This window comes from Limosilactobacillus gastricus DSM 16045 (assembly GCF_001434365.1).
GTDB classification, from domain to species: Bacteria; Bacillota; Bacilli; order Lactobacillales; family Lactobacillaceae; genus Limosilactobacillus; species Limosilactobacillus gastricus.
The window spans coordinates 1-19,000 of the sequence record NZ_AZFN01000014.1 but is presented as its reverse complement, the minus strand read 5'-3'; the positions used below and the strand labels follow the sequence as shown (position 1 = coordinate 19,000).

Sequence of the window (19,000 nt, the reverse complement as noted above, 5' to 3'; positions counted from 1 at the left end):
CTTCACCTGCCTCTTGAATAAATTATGATCGTGAGAATTTAAAGGCCAAGCTTTCATAGGGTCTTAATTTAATTTGGACCGGTAGTTGTGCGAGGTCCGCTTCATAATTATCAATTAGAACCTGTCCCCTTTTTCTAACAAATTCACTTGGTACTGAAATTTCAGTTTCATCACCATAAAAATTATTGAAAACAAGCAAACCTTCATGATCAAGATAACGTTCATAAGCAAATACAGCTGGATGGTCAGTTAAATGCGCCCGAAAATGCCCGGCAGAAATCAGGGGTTCGTTTGTCCGGAGCTGAATTAATCTTTGGTAGAAATTAAAAATTTCCCCATGATCCAATTCCGCTTTCACATTGATCCGCTCTTGGTTCTTTGGTTGTAGCCACGGGGTTCCGGTAGTGAATCCCGCCTGAGGAGAATCATCCCAGGCCAACGGGACCCTTGAATTATCCCGGGACTTTAAATAAACCAAATGTAAGGCTGCTTGCGGACTTCTCCCCTCCGCTATCAATTGATGGTAAGCATTGATACTTTCGACATCATTATAGTCATCAATCGATTGGTAGGGAGTATTAATGGACCCAATTTCTTCGCCCATATAAATATATGGGGTCCCCCGTAGTAAATGCATAGTAGCTGCTAACATTTCGGCAGATTTTTCCCGATATTGACCACTATCGCCAAAACGACTGAGGGCCCATGGTTGATCATGGTTATTCCAAAAGAGAGCATTCCAACCATGACCTTGATCCATTTTTGTCTGCCAGTCGATTAATAAGTGCTTTAATTTTTGGAAATCAAAGGGCATATCCGTCCACTTATTCCCGTTTTGATAATCGACTTTCAAATGATGGAAGGTGAAGACCATGTCCAATTCATGTTCCGCCGGGTTCGTATATTCAATCGAATTCTCTATAGTAGATGACGACATTTCACCGACCGTCACAATCTGATCATCGGCCCCAAAGGTCTTTTGATTTAATTCTTTGAGATATTGGTGGACCACTGGCGTATCGGTATATAAGGCCTTTTCAACCGTTAATTGGCGTGGTCTTGGTGAATCAACTAGTTGTTCATCTTTACCAATCACGTTAATAACATCAAAGCGAAGCCCTTCCACCCCTTCTTGCATCCAGAAACGGACCACTTTCTCTAACTCCTGGCGAACCTCGGGATTATGCCAATCTAAATCTGCTTGGGTCTTGTCATAAAGGCATAGATAATATTGGCCACTCTCCCCAAAGGGTGCCCAGGCGGGACCGCCAAATTTAGATTCCCAGTTATTTGGTAAATCACCATTCGCTTTAGGCGGCCGTAAATAAAAGAACTTTTGGTATTTGGCATCCCCAGCTAGGGCCCGTTGGAACCATTCGTGATCAGTCGAAATATGGTTTAAGACCATATCCAACATGACTCCAATGTGCGCCTCTTTTAAAACTTTCACCATCTCCCGAAAGTCGGCCATCGTGCCAAATTTAGGATCAATCCGGTAATAATCAGCGATATCGTAGCCATTATCATGTTGCGGGGAAATAAAGAAAGGATTAAACCAAATTTGATCAATGTGAAGCTGCTTTAAATAATCAATTTTTTGAATCACCCCACGTAAATCACCGATTCCATCCCCATTAGAATCATAAAATGATTTGGGATAGAGTTGATAAATTACTTTTTTACCTAAGTCTGTTTGTCTAGTCATATGATCACCTATAGCTTTCTTCTACGCGCAAAATCAATAAAACGAAATTTGTCAGGATGATGATAAGAAATCGTCAGTTGCACCAAGCTTGTATCTTCCAAATAAACCTTACTTTTGACCACTACCGCTAATTGCGCCTGGCCTAACCTTAATTGATCAGCAATTTGGCGATCGGCCGCTTCAACAGTAATTTCCTTAGTCGCATAGGAAATTGGAAGTCCCATTTGATTTTCCAAGATTTCATAAACTGAATCATCATCATGCAATGTCGGAAAATTAACCACCGGCGGACTAAGTAAACAATCAAGATCGTAAACACTGGGTTCTCCATCGACGAGCCGCAACCGTTCTAGATAAAAGCATTTATTTGTGTTTACTTCCGGAAGTGACCAATCATCCGGTAACTGATCTAAGATAACCTGTTTAAGAACCTTCGTATGAGCATTCATCCCCATCGATCGATTCAATTCTTTAAAACTGGTAATCCCCGAAATCGGAAAGGCATATCGTTGAAAATCTAAGACGACCGATCCCTTTCCTTGAATCTTTTGGATAAAGCCCATCTCGGTTAGTTCATCCAAGGCCTTACGAATGGTATTTCGCGAGGCCCCATATAAATCAACCAATTGGTATTCACTTGGTAAATAATCACCGACCTCATATAGATGATGGTGAATCTTTTGGGCTAAATCCTGCACAATTAACTGTTGTTTACTTATTTCACTCATTACCCCTACCTCTTTGCCCATCATTATACACAACTTGTTCAGACATGTTAATAAATTTCTTTCTTCTTTGTATAAATGGTCTATTGACACTTATCTGCACAAGTTATAAAATTTAACTGTTAAATAAAAACGCTTTCCAAGGAGGGAATAACATGGCAAAGAAAGATTTTAAACCTTTAGCCACTGATATCATCCAGGAGGTCGGTGGACCGGATAATATTAATAATGTCATTCACTGTATTACTCGGCTCCGCTTTTATCTCCATGATGAATCATTAGCTGATGATGAAGCCATTAAGGCCCATGATGATGTGATCGACGTCATTCACGCTTCAGGTCAATACCAAGTCGTGATTGGTAATGAAGTTGGGAATGTTTTTGACGCGGTGACAGCACAACTAGGTGATAACTTGGAGCCAACTCCCGCTACCACCGAAAACGACGACCGGAATCCAATTGTTCGCGGCTTTGGAAATCTAATTGGTTTTATTACTGGTTCGATGAGCCCAGTCATTGGTGTTATCGCGGCTTCCGGGATTATTAAGGGGATTTTGGCTCTTCTAACCCTTCCGCAATTAGGGGCACTTTTAGATACCGAAAGCACTACTTATATTACTGTTAGTGCGATGGCCGATTCTGCCTTCTACTTCCTACCAATCTTAGTTGGTTTTGCAGCTGCTCGGCGACTAGGAAGCGATCCGATTGTGGAAGCCGTTATCGGAGGTGTCTTAACCTATCCTCAAATCGTCACTTGGGGTGGTAAGTTCAAGGAAATGTTTGCCATTGGCGGCTTTAAATTTGAATTCTTGAACTATACCTACTCAATTTTCCCGATGATTTTGGCAGCCTGGCTGGCCAAGAAACTTGGTGACTGGTTAAAGGATCACTTACCCAGCTATCTACAAATGATCTTTAATCCTCTGATTACGGTCTTGGTAGTATCAACGATTACTTTAGTAATTACTGGACCAATTATTCAAGGTTTCGCCAACGGAATCGCTGATTTGATCAATGCTTTAGTCCACGCATCCGGTTGGCTTGGTGGTCTAATTATTGGTGGTTTCTACCAATTGCTGGTTATCTTCGGTCTCCACTGGGGAGTTGTGCCACTGGTTACCCAACAAATCTCACAAAGTGGTGAATCTGCTTTAAATGCAATTATCTCAAGTACAATGGTGGCCCAAGGGGCAGCCGTATTAGCCGTTGCTTTAAAAACCAAGATTAAAAAACGGAAGAGTTTAGGGATTGCCGCCGCAATTTCTGCCTTCTGTGGAGTCACTGAACCTGCAATCTATGGGATTAACTTACGTTTCCGCCGGGTCTTCGTCTCGGGAATGTTCGGTTCAGCCGCTGGTGGTTTAATCACCGGTTTAATGGGCGGAACCATGTATGGATTTACCGGTTCTTTGATCGGTTTCTCCTCCTTCTTCAACCCGAAGCACCCTACTCAATTAACTAGTTTCTATGCTTTCTTACTTTCTAGTCTGGCCGCCCTAGTCGTTTCCTTTGTGATCGCCTGGGTTTGGGGTTACAACGATGATATGGAAATGGGCAAAAAAGTTAAAAAGAAGCAACGTCCAGGTAGCCAAAAATCACCGGCACAAGTTGTTAAAGAAACGACGGTTCCTGATCCTGACGCCCGGGTAAGCGAAGAAACTCTTGCTAGCCCGGTCGCTGGTGAAATTATCCCCCTTTCCTCCGTCAATGATGAGCTCTTCTCCAAGGGGACAATGGGCAAAGGCTTTGCCGTCACCCCAACTGATGGTCATGTGATCGCCCCAGTAGATGCCGAAGTCGTTGTCGCCTATGAAACGGGGCATGCGATTGGTTTAACCACCCATGACGGAGCCGAGGTTCTCATTCACATTGGTCTTGATACCGTGATGTTAAACGGGAAAGGTTTTGACATGAAGGTTAAGCAAGGTCAAATGGTCAAAGCTGGAGATCCATTAGTAGACTTTGACCTCGAGCAGATCAAAGCCGCTGGTTACGATCCAACCGTGATTGTGGTAGTAACTAACCCTCGCAACGTCGATGTTAAATTCCCGACTAAATAATTAAAGTGAGTTAACTAGGTCAAATTAGACTCAGTTAGCTCACTTTTTGTTTGCAAAGGTTAAACCAATCTCGACTTCTAGTTGCTGCGTTAGGGTCGTTAAGGGCTCAACTTGGCCATTTCTTAACCATTCGGCATAGACATTAATTATCCCAGCCGCTGCATAGGTAACCTTAATTGGTTGAGGATATTTCTCTAATAACTTGGTGCGCAATAAATTGATACAATCGCTCAGTAAATAAGCATAATCTTTCTCCATCGTTATTAACTTAAAAAAGGTCATGTCATCCCCTAAAATCTGATTAAGTCCTTGCAAGAATGTCGCTAACTGAAAGTCAGAAGATTGAAAAAGTAAGTCCTGTAATTGTTGGGCAATTTCTACTTGCATCTCCTTCCAAATATCAGAGGGGGTGGCATAGTAAACATAAAAGGTTTTGCGATTAATATCGGCTGCTTGTGCTAGTTCTGTAACGGTAATCTCGCTAATATCTTTTTTCATTAAAAGATTTACAAAGGCAACGCGAATCCGGTGCTTGGTTCGTTTGACCCGCGGATCGATTTTTTCCATCTTCTCCCTCACTATTTCCATTTTTGTTACTTAAGTAACATTACCATAAATTATGCGGTGGTTAAAGGTCACCTTCCAGCCCATAATGAGGAAAAGAAAGGATGATGAAAATGTTAAAAACTTTATTTGGCTCCTATCCTAGTCACAATGTCGTGCTGGATAATTTTATACAAGCGTTAACGCCAGGTAACCCTGGTTTTGCTATTACCCTCCTAACCGTCGTAATTACTTTTATTTTGGGATTTTTGGTTTATATTTATTCCTTCGTTTTAGTCAACCGCGAAGGCCATGGCCCTTACCCACTATGGATGCACACTTTTTATCTCGCAGCTGATTTCATGGGAATTTGGGTCTTTTTAAATGCCTACCTCAACTATCAGCATTTCTGGTTCTTTATGTTAGCCAGTATTGGTGAGCTGGTTTGGGTAGGAATGGAGGTCTACTGTCTATATAAGGCTGTAACCATCGAAAAGAATGAACTATTTGGTCCGACCGCATCCCTAAATGATGCCTTACGATTGATCATTTTTGAAGTCATCATTTTCTTCACTTCCCTCAATCTTTTACGGGTTGAATTGGGTGATGTATCGATGTTTAAGTTTTGGATTTTTACCCAAGTAATTATTTGTACAGTTCCCGGGCTTTATTTAGAACAACGCCAATCACGATTAGGAGCTTGTTGGCAACTCAATATTGTCCTGGTCCTAGTCGCCATCATGTCCTTCAACCCGTGGAACATGTGGTCCTTGATCGCTCCGCAATTCTTCTCAATGGCGAATAACTCTTGGTATTATGTGGTCGGTCTAGTTACCTTGTTTTTTGCGATTCGTGGCTGTTTCCAATATCAAAAGCAAGCTCCTAAACCGACTCGCTTAGCTAATGGAAAACGACCAATTTTTTAAACAAATGCAAAAGAGTGTAGGAAAAAATGCTAATTGACATTTCTTCCTACACTCATTTTTTGATCACACTCGTAATTACGATCAAAAAGCACGCCCCACGAGTCTAACTATGAACTCACGTCGATCCGTTCCATACCAACTTTCGTTCTATGTCATCCCAATGGGGCGTCTGATTGCTTTTTTCCCAGCTTGTTTTTTAAACTGTTTTCACAAACTCATCCATTGCCAGCCGGTTTTGGGGCCGTTTAGGATCATGGTCACGATAACCTAAAGACATCATCAAAACCGCCCCTTCAATTGCCGGATTGATCAAATTGTGATGCAAAAGGACCTGATCAACTTGGCTTCGGTTAAGGCCTTCAATCGGACATGAATCAATGCCAAGTTCACTCGCGGCTAAGGCCATCATCCCAAAGGCGAGATAGCACTGCTTCGAGGCCCATTCAAAAATTCCTTGGCGATCATGAATCTGCATATCATGTTCTAAAAAGGACCGATGATCTGCTAATAATTCCCCTAACTTTTCGGGATTATCACAGCCAGGTCGTTGGCGAAAAGTTTCGCGGACCAAACTGTCATCTGGCCCCACATCTTTTCGCGCCACGAAAATCAAGAAATCACTTGCGGTGGGTAATGATTTTTGCGCTCCCCAAGCATGGGGCTTAAGATCTTCTCGTAAACTGGCATCCTTAACGTTAATAATTCGCCAATCTAAAATCCCCTTTGAAGATGGGCTCATTCGACCGACCTCCAAAATGGTTGCCAAATCCTGATCTGAAATTTTCTGGTCGGTATAAGAGCGAATTGCCCGTCGAAAATGGGCCGCTTCCTTGATTGCTGCTGGTTTTAATACTTGATCCATCATCTTTCCTCCAACTTATAATTAACTACTGTTATTGTAGCTTAAATTAAATGCTGCGCAAAGAAATCTGATTAGTCCTTTAAATAACTGATTGGTTTATTGACTTCGACCTTGGTGCCGTCATATTTTTCTTGAATCCACTTTTGAATTTGGCGATTATGATACAGCTTGACTAGTTTTAAGTAACTTGATCGATGCGCATTCTTTTTAGCTGTGGCAAGCACGTTAATGTTATTCTTAGTGCTTTGGTTGACAGCTTCATGATAAATCGAATCTTTCAAAACATTTAAATGCCCCTGTAAAGCAATGGTATTACCGATTAAAACCGCATCAACCGATTTAATCACGCGGGGACCGGTGGTATCGTCAATTTCTTTGAATTTTAAATGCTTAGGATTACTGGCAATCGCATTGGTACCGCTAGTAGAGGTAAAACTTTTCTTTAAGGTAATTAGGCCGGCCTTCTCTAACAGTAAGAGCCCCCGGGCGGTATTAGCTGGATTGTTAGCAATGGCGATGGTGGCCCCATCTGGTAATTGGCTGACTTTTTGATAACGGTCAGAATATAGGCCCATTGGTTCTAAATAAGTGGTCCCCAAAGCCACCAATGGCGACTTCTTATTCTTCACATTATAATCTTGTAAATAACTCCACGATTGGAAGGCATTGACATCGACTTGTCCTTGGGCCGTGGCCTTATTTAAAGAAACCCCATCCGTAAAGCTCTTCACCTTAATCTGTAAGCCGGCCTTCTCAGCTTGCGAACTATCAGCAATATGCTCCCACACCTTTACATCCGGCCCGATTGCCCCAATAGTGATTGTATTAGCACTGCGTTGATGCTGGTAATAAAACGAACCCACCGCTGCCAAAACAATTACTAATAGTCCAATACCCCAATATAAGCGATGTCGTAATTTTTTCGTCATAATTGAACTCCTTCAACAAAAAAGCACTTTTGTCCTAATTTTTTATCAAGGACGAAAGTGCTTTTCCGTGGTACCACCTTAGTTCTAGTTACCCTCACGAATAACTACTCTTCAGGTACTCAACGCATGTTTCATACCCTAACTCAGTAACGGGAGTACCCGTCATGACCTTATCATCACTCAGTCATGAAAATTGCTTTAGACCATCTTCAATCCAGCCTCTTTACTAATTTCCACCCACCATTAGCTCTCTTGAAAATTAGCTTAGATTTACTCATCTAATTTCTTTGTGATATTTAATTGATATTTATATTAAAAGATGATTAAAATCATGTCAACTGCAATAAATAATAACCATTACTGTTTACAAAGGATTCTTTTTCGTGTATCATACTTAATCGTAATCATTACTAAATAAAGGAGAGTTAATCATGGCAGTTCCAACCCATAAGACTTCCAAATCAAAACGGAATAAACGACGGTCACATCACGCTTTAAAGGGACCGACAATTTCATTTAATCACCAAACTGGTGAATACAGTCAAAGCCACCACTATACGCCCAAGGAAATCTCTCAACGGCATGGGAGCTAGGTCTATGGACATTATCTATCCAGTACTAGTTGAACAGGCAGCCGCCCATGCAATTCAAGATGGTCTCCCCACGGTCGCTGACAAGGCCGCCATGTTTAAGATCATGGTTGAGGATGGCATTATTGACGCAAACGGGCAACCGACTCCCATGGCGATTGACAAAGGATATGTCACTTCAACTTATGAACACGAAAATTTAAGTTGGGAAGAATTTATTGATTATTACCCAGTCTTTAAAAATTATGATCCAACTTACTTTGAACAAATTAATGGCTTTTGGGAGATCCCCCTCACCTTCCGGCAACAGTTAATTAGTGATTTGAATCATGATCGTTTCACGGGAATCGAAAAATTACAATTACAAGAATACTTAAGCGAAAGGAGCACTTATGAGAACTAATATTATTCTCGAATGTCAAGAAACCAAAGAACGGTTATACCTGACGAGTAAAAATAAGCAACATAATCCAGACAAGCTAAAGCTCAAGAAATATTCGCCCCGCTTACGGCGCCGAGCCTGGTTTGTGGAAGTAAATAAATAAGGAGATTTATAATGACGAAAATGATGGACTTATCAACGGCCTATCGGATGTTACGAAGCCCCAATATCAAGACACTGAAACGGGCCTTGCGGGTGATCAAAGAACATAAGAAGCGAAAGCGAGGGATGAAATAGTGGCACGTAAGGGAAAAATCCAAAACGAATTAAAGAAAGCAGCTATTGTTGCCCGTTATGCCCAAAAACGGGACCAATTAAAAGTGGCTGGCGACTATGTTGGTCTGAGTCGCTTACCACGGAACGCGTCACCAACCCGGCTCCGAAACCGGGACCAGTTGGATGGCCGTTCCCGTGGTTATCTCCGGGACTTTGGTCTCTCCCGGATCAATTTCCGGCGCCTGGCCTTAAAGGGAGAAATTCCTGGCGTTAAAAAGGCTAGTTGGTAGTTGCAACAGACAAATAACTAAAGCTTTCATTTACACTCCAGCCATCACGACCTCCATCGTGATGGTTTTTTTAGATCCAAAAAACTGCGGACAAGGCCGCAGTCATTATTATTCAATTACTTCATGAATTAAGTCAGGCACTTCCACTTGATCAGCAATTTCAATCCCATCGTCTAATAAGGCTAAGGCGTCTTGGATTTCCGGTTGATTGCTGTAAATGGTTAAGATCGGTTCACCGGTTTCAACCGGATCCCCCAACTTCTTATGTAGTTCAATCCCGACCGCGTAATCAAGTTGATCTTCAGCTTGCTGGCGACCTCCCCCAAGAACCATCGCAGCTTTTCCGATTTCATCTGCCGTTAGTTTAGCCAGCACGCCCGACCGATTAGCTTGATAAGCAATCTTATATTTCGCTTGCGGCATCACGGTGTAGTCTTCAATGACGCGCGCATCGCCACCTTGATCAATGACCAACTGCTTAAATTTCGCCAAAGCTGAGCCATCTTCAATCGTCTGAGACAGCTTGGCCCGACCTTGTTCTAAGTCGGCGGCCTTACCGCCCATCACCGCCATGTAACTACCTAGGGTTAGGACTAATTCTAATAAATCAGCTGGCCCCTGCCCTTTCAAGAGATCGATTGTTTCCTCAATTTCTAAGGCATTCCCGATCTTATTCCCCAAGGGTTGGTTCATATCAGAGATGATGGCATTACAATCCAACCCAACTTGTTGACCAATGGTAACTAAAGCTTTGGCCAATGCCCGCGAGTCATCTAAAGTTTTCATAAAGGCGCCCGCCCCCGTTTTGACATCAATGACTAAGGCATCCGTGCCTGACGCAATCTTTTTACTCATGATCGAGCTAGCAATTAAAGGGATTGAGTCAACCGTATCGGTCACGTCGCGCAAGGCATAAATCTTTTTATCGGCGGGGGCAACTTCCCCGGTCGCCCCCACAATGGCAAGCCCGTCTTGTGACACTTGATTAATAAACTCAGCTTCACTTAAAGCAATTCGATAGCCGGGAATCGCCTCGAGCTTGTCAAGCGTCCCGCCAGTATGACCGAGCCCCCGTCCTGAAATCATTGGCACCGGAATGCCTAAGGCGGCGACCATGGCAGCTAATGGTAAGGATGTTTTATCACCAACACCACCGGTGGAATGCTTATCAACCTTTACCCCTGAAATAGTAGATAAATCCAGTTGATCGCCAGATGCCAACATCTTCATGGTTAAACTGGCCTGTTCTTCATCTGTCATTCCTTGAAAATAAATTGCCATTAACAAGGCGCTAATTTGATAATCCGGAATTGTTCCTTCAACCACCCCCTGGACGAAGAAAGCTAACTCCTGATCACTTAACTGGTGCCCATTACGTTTACGATCAATTACATCTAGCATTCTCATGATTAACTCCTCCCAGTCTTAATCATTTTTTATGGTCTGATAAAAACTCTCTCCCTCGCCTGGTGTAATTCGAAAATTATCTAAAATTGTCGCCCCAAAATCAGCAAAAGTCGTCCGCGTCCCAAGAGACTGATTGGGCGTTTGCATCAATGGTGAATAAACCAACAGGGGAACATTTTCTCGCGTATGATCGGTCCCTTTAAAACCTGGATCATTACCATGATCAGCTGTAATCATTAATAAGTCATCTGGTCGTAATCGCTCAATTACTTGGCCTAAGGATTGATCAAATTCCATCAAAGCTTGCCCAAATCCTTGGGGATCCCGTCGGTGACCGTACATGGCATCAAAATCCACTAAATTCATAAAACAAAAACCGGTAAAATCAGTGTCCATAACATCCAATAAATGCTGCATCCCATCTTGATTACTTTCATTATGGAAAGCCTGATTAATGCCCGTCCCCGAAAAAATGTCATTAATTTTCCCGATACCAATGACCTGATAGCCCGCCAATTGCAGGCGATCCAAATCAGTCACCTCCGTCGGCGCTAAAGAAAAGTCACGTCGATTGGCTGTCCGGGTAAAATGATCGCGATCAGACCCAAGATACGGTCGGGCAATCACCCGACCAATTAAATACTCTGGTCCATTCACTAATCCCCGCACATATTCACAAATCCGATATAACTCCTCGACAGATATCACGGCCTCATGGGCCGCAATTTGTAAAACCGAATCCCCCGACGTATAAACGATCAGTGCCCCCGTGGCCAATTGCTCCTCACCGTAATCATGAATCACTTGGGTCCCCGAATAGGGTTGATTCACAATTACTGGCCTCCCAGAAAAAGTTTCAATTTGATGAATTAAAGCTTCTGGAAAGCCATGCGGAAAAGTATCTAAGACTTGCTTGACGGGTAGCCCCATCATTTCCCAATGGCCATTCATGCTGTCTTTGCCGGCCGAGATTTCGGCCATTTTGCCATAACACCCTAGAGCTGATTTGACTACTGGTACCCCTTGAATTGGAACATCCCGTAAATTACTCAGTCCTAACCGAGCTAAATTCGGCAAATGTAGATTACCTGCATAATCTTCACCGATATGCCCGAGCGTATCGGATCCTAAATCGTCATATCGATTAGCGTCATCGGCAGCTCCAGTACCGACCGAATCCAGAACAATCCCAAACACACGTTGATAAGCCATCGCTAATCGCCTGCCTTTTCACCGATTACGGCCAGCGAGTGACTAACTCCCAAGCGAGTTGCGCCTGCATCAACCATAGCTTGGGCATCTGTCGAATTATGAATGCCACCCGAAGCTTTTACGGCGGTTGCAGTTCCTTTGACGGCCTTGTGCATTAATTTAACAGCCTGGACGGTTGCCCCTTGTTTGGAAAAGCCAGTTGAAGTTTTAACAAAGTCTGCTCCGGTTGAGGCGACTAATTGCGCTGCCCGGCTAATCTCATCATCAGTCAATAAACAGGTCTCGATAATGACCTTCACTACTTTGTGGACCCGATGCCCGGCATCAACCACCGCTTGAATATCGGCTTTGACTATTTGGTCATGACCGGCTTTGAATTCCCCAATATTCATCACCATATCTAATTCATCGGCCCCATTTTCAAGGGCATCCTGAGCTTCAAATAATTTCACACGGGTTGTGTTGGCCCCTAAAGGAAAACCAATTACACAAGCCGTTAAGACGTCGGAATTAACTAAGTCTTGATGGACTTTCTTCACCCAATAGGGATTGACCATCACCGTATGAAAATGATGATCTTGGGCCTCTTGAATAACTCGGTCAATCTGGTCTGCCGTCGCATCCGGTGCTAATAAGGTGTGATCAATTAAACTATTAAATTCCATAAAAATCTCCTCCGTAATGTATGCGTTTTCATCATACTTTAATCATACCGGATATTTTACATTTGTAAATACTGTGATTGAAATAATGTAAAGAGTGACTAAAACTGTTATAATGGTGGCAAATGAATTAGAAAGAGTAGCAAAATGACCACCAATAAAAATCGCCAATTAGCTTTGCAAGTCAGTCGACTCTATTATTTAGACCAACTGAGTCAAACCCAAATTGCTAAACAACTTCAGCTGTCCCGTCCCACTATCTCCCGGCTTTTACAATTGGCCCAGGCTGAAGGAATTGTGCAGATCCAAATTAACGACCCCTTTACTAATCGCGTTGATTTGGAGAAGGAGTTAAAAAATAAATTTCACTTAAAGGATTGCCGAATCGTTGATCAAACAGCTCAAGACGAGTCACAGATCCTCGAACAACTGGGACAAGCCGGAGCCACTTATCTCCAATCGATTCTCAAAGATGGTGATATTTTGGGACTTACCTGGGGAAAAACGATGGCACATCTTGCTAAATATTTGCAGCCAACAACTTTACAAAATTTGACCGCTGTTTATTTAAAAGGCACCGTGGCTAATTCATCCGCATCCAACTATTCCAGTGAAATCACGAGATCAGTCAACCGCGCCTTTAATACGCAAACCGAAATTCTCCCCGTCCCCGTAATTTTTGATCACCATCAAACTCGTGACTTGGTTAGTCAAGACCGCTTTATTCATCAATTGCTGGACCTTGGACGTCAGGCAAACATTGCCTTATATACCGTCGGGACGACCCGTCCCTCGGCGATGCTTTTTCAACTGGGCTATTTTGACCAAGCCCAAATCGATTCCTTGATGAACCGGTCAGTTGGTGACCTTTTATCCCAATTTATTGATCTTGATGGTCAAATCGTTGATCCAAATCTTAATCAACGGACCATGGCCCTGCCCCTTGACGAACTTAAGCAAAAAAACTATTCAATCCTGGTTGCAGGTGGCACAGCAAAACTAGCGGCGATTCAAGGAGCGCTTAAGGGTGGTTATCCTAATGTTTTGATTACTGATATCAATACGGCCAAAAATTTGTTGGATGTTAAAAAAGGAACCGCCAACTAAAGCGATTCCAATAATTTTAATGACATCTCCTATTTCAAGATGTTATAATTTACTCATAAGCAGGACCGCTTTAAAGGCGGTGACCTAGCAATATGACTATACCGTCCTATCTACTCGGTCAAAAGTTTCTAGGACGGTTTTTTATTAAAGAATATTAACCCAAAAATGACGATCAGTCTCATCGATTGATCGTCATTTGCTTTATAAATCATTTTCTAGATCCCGAATCTTTTTGGCAGGAACGCCACCAACCAAAGTATTATCGGGAATATCTTTCGTAACGACTGCTCCAGCTGCCACGACGACATTGTTCCCGATTGTGACCCCGGGTAAAACCGTTACGTTACCGCCGAGCCAGACATCGTTGCCAATCGTGACTGGTTTGGCAATTCCTAGGTGCTGTCGTCTGCCCTTTGGCGTTAAAGGATGATTGACAGTTGAAATCATCGTCCCTGGGCCGATCCAGACATAATCACCCATGGTCACCGGGGCAATATCAAGGATGGTCACATTATAGTTGGCTAAAAATTCATCGCCGACCGTAATATTTGATCCATTATCACAATTAAAACCATTTAAGACATTCGGATTGCGACCCACCTGACCAAACAAAGCGCGAATGGCCGCTTCTTTACCCGCCCGATCAGTTGGATCCAGTGCTTCTAAGGCTTGGCAGCCCTTTACCGCATGCAATTTGCGGGCATCCACTGCTGGGTCGTTCACATCATAAGGCAAGCCGGCATCTAATTTTTCGATTTCCGTGAGTTCTTTTGCCATCTAATCACCCTAACTTAAAACGAAGCCACCATTTGGTGAAAGGACCTGACCAGTTACATACGAAGCCGTTAACAGGTAACCTAAAGCGCCAGCAATATCACTGACATCACCAATGTAGCCTTGCGGAATTGTGGCTGATAAGGCCTTCAATTCATCTTGGTTTACCCCGCGGAGCATGTCAGTCATAATCATCCCTGGAGCAATCGCATTAACCCGGATCCCTTTACCAGCGTATTCCAGTGACAAGCCCCGCGTTAAGCCAATTAATCCCGACTTCGAAGCACAGTAGTCAGCTTGATTGATTACCCCCGTCAAGCCCCCAACTGAGGTCGTCGAAACAATATTACATTGATGATCCTTGTCAGCATGGTTGACCATGTATGGTAAAACCAAATGCGTCATATGCAAAGCGCTCATCAAGTTAATGGCAATCACTCGTTCATAAGCTTCGGGTTTAATATCAATCCAGTTACTATTGTTGGTGATCCCAGCATTATTAACCAGACAATCAATCTGATCGCCGAATTTATCAACCGTGGCTTGAACTAAATGAACACAATCATCATATTGGGAGACATCGGATTGAACGACTAAAGTTTCGACCCCATACTTCTCCTCTAATGACTTAGCAACGGCTTCGGCTTTTTCCTTGGATGAATCCAAGTGATAATCAAGTACCACATTGTAACCTAACTCCCCGAGCTTATCCGCCATCGCGGCACCAATCCCACGGGAACCTCCGGTAATAATTGCTGTTGGACGTGTCATTTTCATTACCTCCTAACAAATGTAATCGTTTTCAAGATAATTTTAACACGTCCAGCTAGTTAGAGGTAATCCGATTCGATTTCTTATGAATAATTGTCAGCTGACCAAGTGTAAACGGCCCGCTCACCACCAATTAACTTCGGTCGACTAGCCAAATAAGTCGTATGAGCATGACCAACTTCCGTCACGGAGGTCCGCACTGGAATTTGGATAAACTTCACTTGCATCCCAATCGAGGTATCGCCAACATCCATCCCTAATTGGGCCTGAACATGTTCAACCATAATTGGATCATCAAAGGCCTTAAAAGCCGCAACTTGAGTGGCACCCCCAGCCTTAAGCGATGGGTAGACGGTAACTGGTTCATATGCTAATTGCTTGGCAACGGATCTTTCAATCACCAAGGCCCGGTTGAGGTGTTCACAACCCTGGACGGCTAAATGTAGACCATGCGATTGCACCAAGGGTAGAACGGTTGAAATAACCGTTTCGCCGACTGCTAAATTCGAATCTTGACCAATCCGCTGACCTTGGATCTCACTAGTACTACAGCCCAAGACAAATAAGTCCCCAGTCTCGTAGTTGGCTCGGTCTAAAAATTCCGTTAAACCTTGGGTTAAGGCTTCATTAATTTGTGTCAAAAAATCTGACGTCATCTTCCACACCTCATCTCTAAATCTTTATCCTTATCATAACATATTTATTAAAAAGAAAAGCCGCCCACTAAGGCGACTAGAAATGCATTAAATAAATTGAATTCCACCATCAATTTGGACGGCTTGACCGGTCATATAATCAGAAGCTGGTGACGCTAAGTAAGAAACATAATTAGCGACATCAGCTGGCGTTTCGACACGGCCCAGAGTAATTGATCCAGCATACTTCTTGAGGTAATCACCCTTATTGCCACCCCAAGCCTTAACCATTTGTTCATCGATGTAATCCCACATGTCGGTCCCGACAATGCCTGGACAATAGGCATTAACCGTAATGTGGTCACGACCTAATTCCTTGGCCGCTGCTTGAGTTAAGCCCCGAATGGCAAATTTGGTTGATGAATAGGCACCTAACATGTCAAAAGCAATGTGACCGGCAATTGAGGAAGCATTAATGATTTTACGAATCTGTTCGCCATCATCTTGCTTGCGGAATTGAGCCGTCGCCGCTTGAATCCCATATAAAACTGAGAAAACATTAGTCCGATAAATTTCTTCCATATCGGCTTCCGTCTCATCTTGTAAAAGCTTGATTTGAGCAATCCCGGCATTATTGATGTAGGTATCAAGTCGACCAAAATTTTCAACCGCCGCTTGGACAAAGCGATCGTGACTAGCCTTTTGACCGGCATCACCTGCCACCGCCACGACTTTACCGGTATAACCTTGCGCGTTTAATTCGTCAACGGCTTGTTGACCAGCTACTTCGTCACGGTTAGCAATAACAACATAATAACCATCTTTCAGTAATTGGTCAGTAATGCCCCGACCAATTCCGCGTTCACCACCAGTAACCACAGCAACTCGTTTTGCTTCTGTCATGATAAGTACCTCCAATTTGTGTTTTTATTCACAATTAAAGTTTAACACTTATTAATCATTTTGATAAGAATTGTTCTTAGACACTACTCTTTAATTTTTCACGCAATGCTTCGTCAACCGCATAAATAAATAGGCCATGAACCCCACGAGTCATGAGAACGTTCATTTCATTTTTAATTAATTCTTCACCAAAATTCTTCTTTTCTCCGTTTTCCATAGTTCGATTATTAGTTACATCTTTATTAAAATGTACAGATTTATCAAAAATTATTTTCCCATCCCGATACTTAATTGATGGACCTAAAATTACCCCAACATAATTCAAATCAAAACCTTGAATTGTATAAATCGAACCTACCTCTTTGATAGTTTGCGGTCTTTCTGCCCATGACAAGTCTTGATAATTAACTATTTTGGGATGTTCTTTAATCTGATAATTCCAGGGAAGTTCCCAATTACCAATTTTTACCTTGTAAACGTCTTTTCCCTTCGCAACATACGGCCAATCGTATGTTGCAACAAGTCTTGATATACCGTTTTTATAATCTGAATCAACATCTAAAACATTTTCATAATCAATTGCATCTTCTAATTGTTGTGGTGTATCAAATACCTTAACTTTATATGAATCATCTTCGGGCAAAATACCAATCGTCTGATCTTCAATCAAATTTTTTATCCAATTAATTGTTGAATCACTTGCCTGCATTCGAAGCTGATTATGAAGTTCTATTAAATCACCTGTATTTAATGCCTTTTCCCTTAATTTTTTTATTTGTTCATTTGATAAAATCTGTTGATTTCGAAGAATTTGGTTTGCATCAAAAATCGCTATAACAACTTTTGCTCGTTTTAGTAAATCATTTAATTGATTTGAACCTTTATATCCTAAATGTCCTTGAGTCCATAACAAATGGGCTTCATCTACTAAAGCTACATCCGCTTTATTATTCTTAGAATATTTATTAATAAAACTAGTAGGTTTTGTAACTTTGGAGACGTCAAGCCCCAATTTTTTGGAAATGGTTTGATAAACTTTTATCTGTTCATCATGATTAACCATCAAATGAACATCTCGGCTTTCATCATCTTGTGTTAAGTCATAAAATAGGCTGCTTAATAGAACTGTTTTACCAGCACCCGCATCCCCTGTAACCATAATTAAATGTTCATCCACGGATTTAGAATCAGAAAGTATCTCTCTAATTTTATTTGAAATTGTAAATTTAGCTTGTGATTGCTCTGCGGTTAATTTATGAAATGGCGATGCCTTAAAAATGGCCTCATTCTTAATCACTTCCATCGCTGGAAAAAGATTCTGATTACGCTTATTTAACTTCCTCCATATTTTTCCAAAAATCTCATCAAGCTCCTCAACGGGAAAATACTCACCCTGCCCATTCGTCCTTCGATTATTAATACGATTAACATATGGAGAGCTTCCTAAATAGAGCATTAGTCGATTCTCAACGTCCAGAGTTAAAGATTTATTGAAATGATCGTGAGCTATTACGTACATATTAGGATTTTTCGCTTTTTTTAAGCCATCCCAATCATCCCTATTTTTAGGATCAGCGTTTAAATGTTGAAGGGTTCGTTGGACAATATTGTTTGTTTCTCCAACATAAACATCATATTTATCCTTTTTTTCATCATTTATAACGTAAACAGTTGGATAATTCCTAATATAATGATTCTGTTCATTATCACTTATTTGAAGTGAATTAATAGAATTAACTCCATCTTGGCTATAAGAAAATTCTTTAATATAGGGTTCACTTACCAAAACGCTACTCCTTATTATCCATCCACCATGTTCGTTGCTTATTAAAATTAATCTTATTCATAATGATTTCGTTCGGATCAACTCCTAAGTTATCACACATATAAAATAGATACATCATAGTATCTGCAATTTCTTCTTTCACGTGCTTAATTTGATTTTCCGTTAACTTTTCGTTTTTATCCTTCCATAAAAATATTTCTAGTAACTCACCAGCCTCAACGTTTGTAGCCACAGCTAGATCCTTTAAATTATGGTATTTTTCCCAACCTCGACTATCACGAAAATTTTTTAATTGATCCATTACTTCACTATCCATAAACTAGCCTCTTTCATAACCATTTTTTCTATTAATTACAGTTTTCTAATTAAACAATCATATTAATTATAACATCGAATTTTTTACAACTCTTTTCATCCATAATGATTGTATCTGTCAAGTTTTCATAGGTTAACCT

22 protein-coding genes and 1 other annotated feature are annotated in these 19,000 nt (G+C 41.7%); of the genes, 8 read left to right on the top strand and 14 right to left on the bottom strand.

Annotated elements, in window-relative coordinates:
- Positions 1 to 22: 22 nt before the first annotated feature.
- Positions 23 to 1,705 (bottom strand): alpha,alpha-phosphotrehalase, encoded by a 1,683-nt coding sequence (gene treC / locus FC60_RS05745; RefSeq protein WP_056937485.1) that lies wholly within the window; start codon positions 1,703 to 1,705, stop codon positions 23 to 25.
- 8 nt (positions 1,706 to 1,713) lie between these two features.
- Positions 1,714 to 2,433: a trehalose operon repressor gene (gene treR, locus FC60_RS05740; protein ID WP_056937484.1), complete on the bottom strand. Its 720-nt coding sequence runs from the start codon at positions 2,431 to 2,433 to the stop codon at positions 1,714 to 1,716.
- 152 nt (positions 2,434 to 2,585) lie between these two features.
- Between treR and FC60_RS05735 the strand changes: the two genes are divergently transcribed.
- Positions 2,586 to 4,490 (top strand): beta-glucoside-specific PTS transporter subunit IIABC, encoded by a 1,905-nt coding sequence (locus FC60_RS05735; RefSeq protein ID WP_056937483.1) that lies wholly within the window; start codon positions 2,586 to 2,588, stop codon positions 4,488 to 4,490.
- 39 nt (positions 4,491 to 4,529) lie between these two features.
- On the opposite strand, the gene FC60_RS05730 is transcribed toward FC60_RS05735, so the two are convergent.
- Positions 4,530 to 5,057 (bottom strand): TetR/AcrR family transcriptional regulator, encoded by a 528-nt coding sequence (locus tag FC60_RS05730; protein WP_056937482.1) that lies wholly within the window; start codon positions 5,055 to 5,057, stop codon positions 4,530 to 4,532.
- A gap of 110 nt (positions 5,058 to 5,167) precedes the next feature.
- Here FC60_RS05730 and FC60_RS05725 point away from each other — a divergent pair, with 110 nt between their 5' ends.
- On the top strand, positions 5,168 to 5,959 hold the full coding sequence (locus tag FC60_RS05725; protein ID WP_235806091.1) for an ABC transporter permease: 792 nt from the start codon (positions 5,168 to 5,170) through the stop codon (positions 5,957 to 5,959).
- A 196-nt stretch (positions 5,960 to 6,155) separates the two neighbouring features.
- Here FC60_RS05725 and FC60_RS05720 read toward each other — a convergent pair whose 3' ends face one another.
- Together FC60_RS05720 and FC60_RS05715 are read right to left on the bottom strand one after the other, a co-directional pair.
- Positions 6,156 to 6,821: an NAD(P)H-dependent oxidoreductase gene (locus FC60_RS05720; RefSeq protein WP_056937481.1), complete on the bottom strand. Its 666-nt coding sequence runs from the start codon at positions 6,819 to 6,821 to the stop codon at positions 6,156 to 6,158.
- A 71-nt stretch (positions 6,822 to 6,892) separates the two neighbouring features.
- On the bottom strand, positions 6,893 to 7,750 hold the full coding sequence (locus FC60_RS05715; RefSeq protein ID WP_056937480.1) for a MetQ/NlpA family ABC transporter substrate-binding protein: 858 nt from the start codon (positions 7,748 to 7,750) through the stop codon (positions 6,893 to 6,895).
- A gap of 44 nt (positions 7,751 to 7,794) precedes the next feature.
- Positions 7,795 to 8,041 (bottom strand) — a binding site (T-box leader).
- Between the two features lie 140 nt (positions 8,042 to 8,181).
- On the opposite strand from FC60_RS05715, the gene rpmF reads away from it, so the two are divergent.
- From rpmF to rpsN, 5 genes are read left to right on the top strand one after another with little or no spacing between them, the layout of a single operon-like run.
- Positions 8,182 to 8,343, top strand: coding sequence for a 50S ribosomal protein L32 (gene rpmF, locus FC60_RS05710; protein ID WP_056937479.1), 162 nt, complete (start codon positions 8,182 to 8,184; stop codon positions 8,341 to 8,343).
- 4 nt (positions 8,344 to 8,347) lie between these two features.
- Complete coding sequence (locus FC60_RS05705; protein ID WP_056937478.1) at positions 8,348 to 8,743, top strand: hypothetical protein; 396 nt, start codon at positions 8,348 to 8,350, stop codon at positions 8,741 to 8,743.
- Positions 8,733 to 8,885 carry a 50S ribosomal protein L33 gene (rpmG, locus tag FC60_RS05700; RefSeq protein ID WP_056937477.1) on the top strand — a complete coding sequence of 51 codons (153 nt, stop codon included), beginning with the start codon at positions 8,733 to 8,735 and terminating at the stop codon, positions 8,883 to 8,885. Before FC60_RS05705 ends, rpmG begins: the two co-directional genes overlap by 11 nt.
- A gap of 11 nt (positions 8,886 to 8,896) precedes the next feature.
- Positions 8,897 to 9,019: a putative metal homeostasis protein gene (locus tag FC60_RS09545; RefSeq protein WP_162252178.1), complete on the top strand. Its 123-nt coding sequence runs from the start codon at positions 8,897 to 8,899 to the stop codon at positions 9,017 to 9,019.
- Complete coding sequence (gene rpsN, locus FC60_RS05695; RefSeq protein ID WP_056937476.1) at positions 9,019 to 9,288, top strand: 30S ribosomal protein S14; 270 nt, start codon at positions 9,019 to 9,021, stop codon at positions 9,286 to 9,288. Before FC60_RS09545 ends, rpsN begins: the two co-directional genes overlap by 1 nt.
- Before the next feature lie 108 nt (positions 9,289 to 9,396).
- Here the strand turns inward: rpsN and FC60_RS05690 are convergent, their stop codons facing one another.
- The 3 genes from FC60_RS05690 to deoC are packed head-to-tail and all read right to left on the bottom strand — an operon-like array spanning position 9,397 to position 12,572.
- Positions 9,397 to 10,695 (bottom strand): pyrimidine-nucleoside phosphorylase, encoded by a 1,299-nt coding sequence (locus tag FC60_RS05690; protein ID WP_056937475.1) that lies wholly within the window; start codon positions 10,693 to 10,695, stop codon positions 9,397 to 9,399.
- 18 nt (positions 10,696 to 10,713) lie between these two features.
- A complete protein-coding gene (locus FC60_RS05685) occupies positions 10,714 to 11,907 on the bottom strand; it encodes a phosphopentomutase (protein WP_056937474.1) in 1,194 nt (397 codons plus the stop codon).
- A 2-nt stretch (positions 11,908 to 11,909) separates the two neighbouring features.
- On the bottom strand, positions 11,910 to 12,572 hold the full coding sequence (gene deoC / locus FC60_RS05680) for a deoxyribose-phosphate aldolase (protein WP_056937473.1): 663 nt from the start codon (positions 12,570 to 12,572) through the stop codon (positions 11,910 to 11,912).
- Between the two features lie 144 nt (positions 12,573 to 12,716).
- On the opposite strand from deoC, the gene FC60_RS05675 reads away from it, so the two are divergent.
- Complete coding sequence (locus FC60_RS05675; protein ID WP_056937472.1) at positions 12,717 to 13,676, top strand: sugar-binding transcriptional regulator; 960 nt, start codon at positions 12,717 to 12,719, stop codon at positions 13,674 to 13,676.
- A gap of 201 nt (positions 13,677 to 13,877) precedes the next feature.
- Here FC60_RS05675 and FC60_RS05670 read toward each other — a convergent pair whose 3' ends face one another.
- The 6 genes from FC60_RS05670 to FC60_RS05645 all read right to left on the bottom strand — a co-directional run bounded on the left by FC60_RS05670 (position 13,878) and on the right by FC60_RS05645 (position 18,861).
- Positions 13,878 to 14,453: a sugar O-acetyltransferase gene (locus FC60_RS05670; protein ID WP_056937471.1), complete on the bottom strand. Its 576-nt coding sequence runs from the start codon at positions 14,451 to 14,453 to the stop codon at positions 13,878 to 13,880.
- Between the two features lie 9 nt (positions 14,454 to 14,462).
- Positions 14,463 to 15,221: an SDR family NAD(P)-dependent oxidoreductase gene (locus FC60_RS05665; protein WP_235806089.1), complete on the bottom strand. Its 759-nt coding sequence runs from the start codon at positions 15,219 to 15,221 to the stop codon at positions 14,463 to 14,465.
- 83 nt (positions 15,222 to 15,304) lie between these two features.
- Positions 15,305 to 15,877: a TIGR01440 family protein gene (locus FC60_RS05660; protein ID WP_056937469.1), complete on the bottom strand. Its 573-nt coding sequence runs from the start codon at positions 15,875 to 15,877 to the stop codon at positions 15,305 to 15,307.
- Between the two features lie 87 nt (positions 15,878 to 15,964).
- The gene (locus FC60_RS05655; protein WP_056937468.1) at positions 15,965 to 16,759 is read right to left on the bottom strand and encodes an SDR family NAD(P)-dependent oxidoreductase; all 795 of its coding nucleotides are present in this window, start codon (positions 16,757 to 16,759) and stop codon (positions 15,965 to 15,967) included.
- Between the two features lie 76 nt (positions 16,760 to 16,835).
- On the bottom strand, positions 16,836 to 18,545 hold the full coding sequence (locus FC60_RS05650) for a DUF2075 domain-containing protein (RefSeq protein ID WP_056937467.1): 1,710 nt from the start codon (positions 18,543 to 18,545) through the stop codon (positions 16,836 to 16,838).
- Between the two features lie 4 nt (positions 18,546 to 18,549).
- A complete protein-coding gene (locus tag FC60_RS05645) occupies positions 18,550 to 18,861 on the bottom strand; it encodes a nucleotide pyrophosphohydrolase (protein ID WP_056937466.1) in 312 nt (103 codons plus the stop codon).
- Positions 18,862 to 19,000 lie beyond the last annotated feature (139 nt).